The sequence below is a fragment of the Nostoc sp. DedSLP04 genome (assembly GCF_034530775.1).
In the GTDB taxonomy this organism is placed as follows: Bacteria; Cyanobacteriota; Cyanobacteriia; order Cyanobacteriales; family Nostocaceae; genus Nostoc.
This window is the reverse complement of the sequence record NZ_JAVRCL010000041.1, coordinates 48,474-55,138: the sequence shown is the minus strand read 5'-3', so window position 1 is coordinate 55,138 and position 6,665 is coordinate 48,474. Positions and strand designations below refer to the sequence as shown.

The 6,665-nt window shown below is 41.5% G+C and carries 5 protein-coding genes; 2 read left to right on the top strand and 3 right to left on the bottom strand.

The features are described 5' to 3' along the window. A partial coding sequence (locus tag RMX89_RS22255; RefSeq protein ID WP_416211998.1) for a hypothetical protein occupies window positions 1-229 on the top strand: 229 nt, incomplete at its 5' end. A gap of 139 nt (window positions 230-368) precedes the next feature. Here RMX89_RS22255 and ctaD read toward each other — a convergent pair. From ctaD to fdxB, 3 genes are all read right to left on the bottom strand, one after another. Next, on the bottom strand, window positions 369-2,057 hold the full coding sequence (ctaD, locus tag RMX89_RS22250) for a cytochrome c oxidase subunit I (RefSeq protein ID WP_322682850.1): 1,689 nt from the start codon (window positions 2,055-2,057) through the stop codon (window positions 369-371). A gap of 129 nt (window positions 2,058-2,186) precedes the next feature. Further along, complete coding sequence (locus tag RMX89_RS22245; RefSeq protein ID WP_322674033.1) at window positions 2,187-3,173, bottom strand: cytochrome c oxidase subunit II; 987 nt, start codon at window positions 3,171-3,173, stop codon at window positions 2,187-2,189. Window positions 3,174-3,681: 508 nt separating this feature from the next. Next, on the bottom strand, window positions 3,682-3,975 hold the full coding sequence (fdxB, locus tag RMX89_RS22240; RefSeq protein WP_322690470.1) for a ferredoxin III, nif-specific: 294 nt from the start codon (window positions 3,973-3,975) through the stop codon (window positions 3,682-3,684). A gap of 1,052 nt (window positions 3,976-5,027) precedes the next feature. Here fdxB and RMX89_RS22235 point away from each other — a divergent pair. Continuing rightward, window positions 5,028-6,623: a helix-turn-helix domain-containing protein gene (locus RMX89_RS22235; protein ID WP_322690469.1), complete on the top strand. Its 1,596-nt coding sequence runs from the start codon at window positions 5,028-5,030 to the stop codon at window positions 6,621-6,623. Window positions 6,624-6,665: the final 42 nt, after the last annotated feature.

The following is a 6,665-nucleotide window of genomic DNA, read 5'->3' as shown; positions in this document are numbered from 1 at the left end:
TGAATTCGGGCGTCCATTTGTTGAATTCGGGCGTCTGTTTATTGAATTCGGGCGTTCGTTTATTGAATTCGGGCGTCCGTTTATTGAATTCGGGTGTCCGTTTATTGAATTCGGGCGTTCGTTTAAGGACTTCCAGAAAATAAATTATCCAATTTACTCAGATCGTATTTTTCTTTCTCCCCTTGCCCCCTGCCCCCCTGCCTACACCAAGATAGGATATTTATTTTAGTTGGAAGTCCCTTATTGATTCGGGCGTTCGTGTTCCAAGCTTGAAGTTTTGGGTTCCAAGCTTGGAGTTTTGAGTTTTCAAATCTAATGACTAGAGGTTTTAGTGACTTTGAGTGCGATCGCATTACTCACTCTACTACCTAAGCACTAGCTTCCGGCGTCGCTGATGACTGTAATTCAGTTCTATGCTCCTGACCGTAGTCATAAGGGCCATGAGTTACAACCGGCAACACTTCCCAGTTTTCAATTGCAGGTGGTGAGCTAGTTGTCCATTCTAAAGTCAAAGCTTGCCAAGGATTATCACTAGCCAAAGGCCCTTTCAACCAACTGTAAATCATGTTGATGGCGAAAGGAATTACCGATATCGCCAAAACAAATGAACCAAAGGTACAAATTTGGTTGAGGTCGATAAATTGGGGGTCATACATTGCCACTCTTCGCGGCATTCCTTTTAAACCCAATTCGTGCATGGGTAAAAAGGTGAGATTCGTGCCGATGAAGGTAAGGGCAAAGTGAATGCGTGCCAAGTTTTCATTCAACATTCGTCCGGTCATTTTGGGGAACCAGTGATAAATACCGGCGTAAATGCCAAACACGGAACCGCCAAACAGAACGTAATGGAAATGTCCAACAACATAATATGTGTCGTGGACGTGAACATCAAAGGGGGCTGTTCCCATCGTCACACCGCTTAAGCCGCCCATGACAAACATGGACAACAAACCAATGGCGAAAAGCATCGCACCTGTGAAGCGGATTTTACCACCCCAAAGGGTAGCAACCCAGGCAAAAATCTTCACGCCAGTGGGAACTGCAACTATAAGAGTAGAGATGGTAAAAAACATCCGCATCCAACCGGGTGTGCCACTGGTAAACATATGGTGTACCCAGACGAACAAACCGACAACGCAGATGGCTACACTAGAATAAGCGATCGCTTTATAACCAAAGATTGGCTTGCGGGCGTGAACTGGAATTACTTCCGACATGATGCCGAAGATGGGCAGAATCATTAGATATACTGCCGGGTGAGAATAAAACCAGAACAAGTGTTGATAAATTACAACGTTACCGCCTGCATCTGGTTTAAAGAAGGAGGTGCCAAAGTTGAGGTCAAACAACAGCAGAACTAAACCGGCTGCTAATACAGGTGTGGAGAGAAGTGCCAGCAGAGAGGTTGCTAAGATTGCCCAGCAAAATAGGGGCACTTGATCCCATTTCATGCTAGGAACCTTCATCATCAAAATGGTGATTACAAAGTTCAGCGAACCCAAAATTGAGGAAGTTCCCACCAAAACGATCGCAAGTATCCACATAGTTTGAGCGATTGGTGCTGTCACTAAGCTCAAAGGTGGGTAAGCTGTCCAACCAGATTGGGAACCGCCAAAAATGAAACTACCTAAAATGAGCGCACCTGCTGGGGGATTTAACCAAAAGGCGATCGCGTTCAGTTTCGGAAACGCCATATCCCTAGCACCAACCATCAACGGCACTAAATAGTTACCAAATCCCCCAATGGCGCTAGGAACAATCCACAGGAAGATCATGATCGTCCCGTGATTGGTCATGAAAGCGTTATACAAATTGGGGTCGAGTACGTCTGCATCTGGTGTTGCTAATTCGACACGGAGAGCAACAGCCATCAGTCCGCCGATGAGATAGAAGACAAACGCTGTCACCAGGTATTGAATACCAATAACCTTGTGGTCAACATTAAATGTAAAATAGTCTTGCCATTTCCACGCCTTCGGATGGGAAGCGTGGCCAGCCACCATTTCCGGTTTCTTTCCTTCTGGTGGAGTATTTCGTGGAAATTCTACCTGTGTCATATATTTTTGTCCTTTGTCCTTTGTCATTTGTCATTTGTCTTTTGTCTTTTTGTCCTTTGTCATTTGTCTGTTGTCATTTGTCAGTTACCAATAACTAATGACTAATGACCAATGACCAATGACCAATGACTAATGACTCATGACTACTGACTCTAGAGTTGCTGCACTGATTCCCATATCATGGGTGTGGGGCGCGAGAAACTCTGATGTTGATAAGTTGGCTGGATTAACAGCAACAACTTGATTTAAGTTTTGTTGTTGAGCAATCTGGTTTTCTGTCCGCCAGTTATTATATTCTTCCGGTGTGTGGACAATTACCTGTGTCCGCATTGAACCGTGATAACCACCGCACAATTCAGCACAAACTACGGGATATGTACCTGGTTTGGTGGCGACAAATCGCAGTTCGGTAGGGATACCGGGAAGTGCATCTTGCTTCAGGCGGAAGTTTGGCACCCAAAATGAATGAATTACATCTTGTGCTGAAAGGTTGAGTTGGACATCAGCACCGACGGGTATGTGCAATTCCCCAGAGGTAATGCCACTATCAGGGTAATTAAATAACCAAGCGTATTGTATGCCTTTGACATCAACAACTAAATCGGCTGGTTTGTTTAGAGTTTGAGGAGACGCGCCAATACCGATTGTTGGGGCAATTGCTGGGGCAGTTGTTGCTTCAGTATCGCTTAATGTAGCTGCCAAAGCACTCCCCGGTATATGAGCAACATGAGCTGCTGAATGAGGATGACCAGCAGGCTCAAAGCCGCCCATTCGGTTAAAAACATCTACACTGTAAATGCCCAAACCGAGGACAATCACTGTGGGAATTGCTGTCCAAAAGATTTCTAAGGGAACGTTGCCTTCTATTGGCAAACCATCGGTATCATCACCGCGACGGTGACGAAACTTAACCAAAAAAACTACAATTGTTCCTTCTACCACCAAGAAGAGTGCGATCGCAATGGTAAGCATGACGTTGAAAAAACCGTCTACCAAAGGCGCTTGTAGCGATGCCTGCACCGGCATGAGAGTGTGGTTGTGACCGATCAAAATGCTGATTGCTGTAACTACTATCCCAGCAACCAGAGTCCATAATGAAACAGGAACTTGTTGCATACATGCTACCTGTGTAAACAGTCTTTTATTGGTACTGGGTATTGGGTACTGGGGATTGGGGATTAGGTATTAGGTATTAGAAAAACTATTCTTTGTCTTCCTAGTCCCTATTCCCCAGTCCCAATTCCCTTTTCCCTTTTCACTTATTAACTTTCTAACGTGCAGCCATTAAAAATGGGGGAAACTTCCAGATTTTTTCCATATCTTTCCCCCAAAAAAATACAAACTATATTTCAACTCCTATGAAAAAGTTAGCCCCCTGCTTTCAAAAAAGCTCGTTGTTCCAAGAGGGCACTGTTGACCTAATATTGATTAGGCTATATTAGCAGCAAGTTTAAATTTGTTAATAACTGACATTTTGCAATTTACGGATTTGTTTACTGGGAACTATTTATTAGTTGCAGTAAATACTTAGTATTCCCCTCAAGTTACCTTGCCTAGCGCATTTGCGCTTTTTACAAACAGTGCCTCCTTGAATTAACAACAATTTGGACTAACTCTAAAAATTCTAATTATTTACTGCAACATGGGTGTAGCAATTTTTCGGGCAAATCCGCGAACACGCTTCACAACCAATACAGTTTTCTGGAGAAGTAACTGCCATTACTTTCCGTTCAATTTCGTCATCGTCTTCGTCGTCTACAAATTCACCTTCTTCATTGAGTGCCTTCAAACCTAGCACATTGTACCCGCAGACTTTAACACATCTGCCGCAGCTGATACATTTATCTTTGTCAATTTCTTGAGCGAATTTTGGTGTCCAAGCTTTACCGCCAAACGTCAAACCTGTTAGTTGTGTCATTAATAATCCCTTGGCAATTTTGCCTATCAATCTGTTTGTGCATTAATCATCATATTATCCTAATATTTTTATTTTTTGTATTCAAAACTCACTTTTGCTTGATAATAAATCGATAACTTTGAACACAATTAAAAATCATTTTTTAAATCAAAAATAAATGCAAATTATTGCCAATAATCATTATGAATGCTTAAGTTTACCTCGTTCCTATGCTCCGCATGGGAAAGCATTCATTGAGTCTCTGACTCAATATCTGACTGGAGGCAGCAGCCGCTAATCAGCTATTCCCATGCAAAGTATAGAAAAAAGAAACGCATAAATTACAGGTTTAAAACCTACCCTCGTCGCTAAAGCCCGATCTAAACGCAAGGATATCGATAAAAGTGATGATATTATTTTTCAACTACTTTTAGCTTTAGACAAAGAAATGTAGATAAACAGTATGCATATATACAAAAGTAAATGTTCATTAATTACATTTTGATATATGCAATATGTATTTTGCAAAGCAACAATTTGCAAGTTGTTCTGATTCAACTATTTATATAAATGATGACAAAATAAATATTGGTTTTACATTTAAATCAATATAATGAATTTATGAAGCAAACATAATCAATTTATAAAGTAACTGTGATTTTTATGGCAGAAACCGAGCGTGTCTTAAATATTAAAATTATTAATAAATCAGATAAAGTCCAATTGTATCAGGCTTAAATATGTTCTCAAAACAATTTATGGTTAAAGCTCAAATGTTCATTCAATACCTAATTAAATGAATATTAAGATATCTTTCTAAGCTCTGTACGAACAAATTCATCATTTTTTTCATGAAATGTATAGTTAATAAATAAGTTTTGTCCGGCTCGGTTTAAAAGCCTTAAATAGCTTCCGATTGGATGCAAAGTCAAAATATGGATGTGGGGAGTGAATGGGCGAGAAAAATTATTCTCGCTAGAAAGATTATGTGCTAGCGAGTCATGAATAGACAGGACTCATCCAGGGGAGACCTGAGACAGACATCTCAACGATTAGAGTGGGAAAAGAGCCAAATGCCTTATACAATTCCTAACAACAGTTGCGTTGGATGTGACAACTGCCGCCCCCAATGTCCTACGGGTGCAATCAGAATAGAGGACAATGAATATTGGGTCGATCCTGGTCTTTGTAATAATTGTGAGGGCTTTTATTCAGAACCACAATGTGTAATAGCTTGTCCAACTAAGTCTCCCATTCCTTGGCAGGCGAAAAAGGGGAGATGCAAAGTTGAACCGAGAGATTCTACCAGTTTAGATTTGTTTTCTAACGGCAAGAATAATCCATTTGCTTCAGCGATCGCAATTTGGGAAGCTTGTAATGTATTAGCGCAGCGCACATCCCTACATTGGGAAACCGATGAAGAAGGGTACATCAGTTATAGCCGACAAGTCAATCAAGGCCGAGGTGCGATCGCTTTTCATATCCAAGATCCCTTGAAAGTGAACGACAAGGCCACAGACATAGCAGCAATTGAGGGGCTTGACATCAGAGCCGCTTGCATACATCTGATTTTTGCAGCTTATGCTACAGCCTTAGATCAACCTTGGGAGCAAGAATTTGCGATCGATGAGCGACAAATCGAGAAATATTTGGGGATGGAGAAGCGCAAAGACTTAAGTAAAGCAGCCAAGCTAGCTTTAATGAAAAATCTTGTCCAGCAAGCTTGCTCCCTGACGATCTCCATTGACTGGCCGCAACAAGGCCGAATTAACGGATTTTCTATTACAGGTAGCCGCCTATGGCACTTAGTAGATATTCAGCACCACTTCCAAGAAGACAATCTCGGATGCAAATATCTGATTGGACTAACTTTTAAAGTCAAAGCAGGTTTATGGGCGCAATATTTCTTAAACAAACAAGCGTGTAAAGAGCGAACTGCATTCTATCAATACGGCAGTCTCCCTAAAACGCTGCTAACCACAGTCATGAGTATTTGGCAGCAACATGAAGGCGCAGTTCGACTAATGCTGTGGTTGCTGTTTAAAACCAAAATGGGCAAGGAACAACGCATCACCATTCCTACCTTGCTGCGTATTGCTTACGGTGAGGAAAAAGTCGCCCTTGCATCCAGACAACGAGAAGAACGCAAACGTCTGCTGCGAACCTTTGAAAGCGATTTGGAAATTCTCAATCACTATGGAATGAAACCACTTTTCGATCCAGTTACTTACCCACCAGAAATTCAACCTTTGTGGGCGAAATTAATCGATCTTCCCGAAGATCCAGATGAAGCATTAGAATTTTGGACTAATGACGGTGGTGCTGAAACTCGCCTCACAGACACAGGCCCCCGTGGTAAATGGAATCTGCTAATGAATGCGCGGATTTTGGCTTTTGAACTGCCGCCAGAATGGGAACAGCAAATCTCAGAATCGGAAAAAAAGAAAACAAGAACTGCTAAAGCCAAAAAGAAGCCCAAAGCTACAAACGATTTGCTAGGCGAACAGATTTTGCAGGCGCGAAAAAATTTAAATCTTTCCCAAAGAGAATTGGCAAAACTTACAGGTAAAAGCCAAAGCTGGATTCGAGATATCGAAAATGGCCGTTTAAAAGCCAAATTAGAAGACCAAATACTGTTACGAAAAGTCTTAAATATGGCTTCATCTTGATTTGAAATTTAAACGCAGAAAGACGCAAAGATTTTATTACGA

Coding starts and splice junctions, on each gene's coding strand:
- ctaD (WP_322682850.1), bottom strand. CDS start 2,057: ATGACACAGGTAGAATTTCCACGAAATACTCCACCAGAAGGAAAGAAA.
- RMX89_RS22235 (WP_322690469.1), top strand. CDS start 5,028: ATGCCTTATACAATTCCTAACAACAGTTGCGTTGGATGTGACAACTGC.
- RMX89_RS22245 (WP_322674033.1), bottom strand. CDS start 3,173: ATGCAACAAGTTCCTGTTTCATTATGGACTCTGGTTGCTGGGATAGTA.
- fdxB (WP_322690470.1), bottom strand. CDS start 3,975: ATGACACAACTAACAGGTTTGACGTTTGGCGGTAAAGCTTGGACACCA.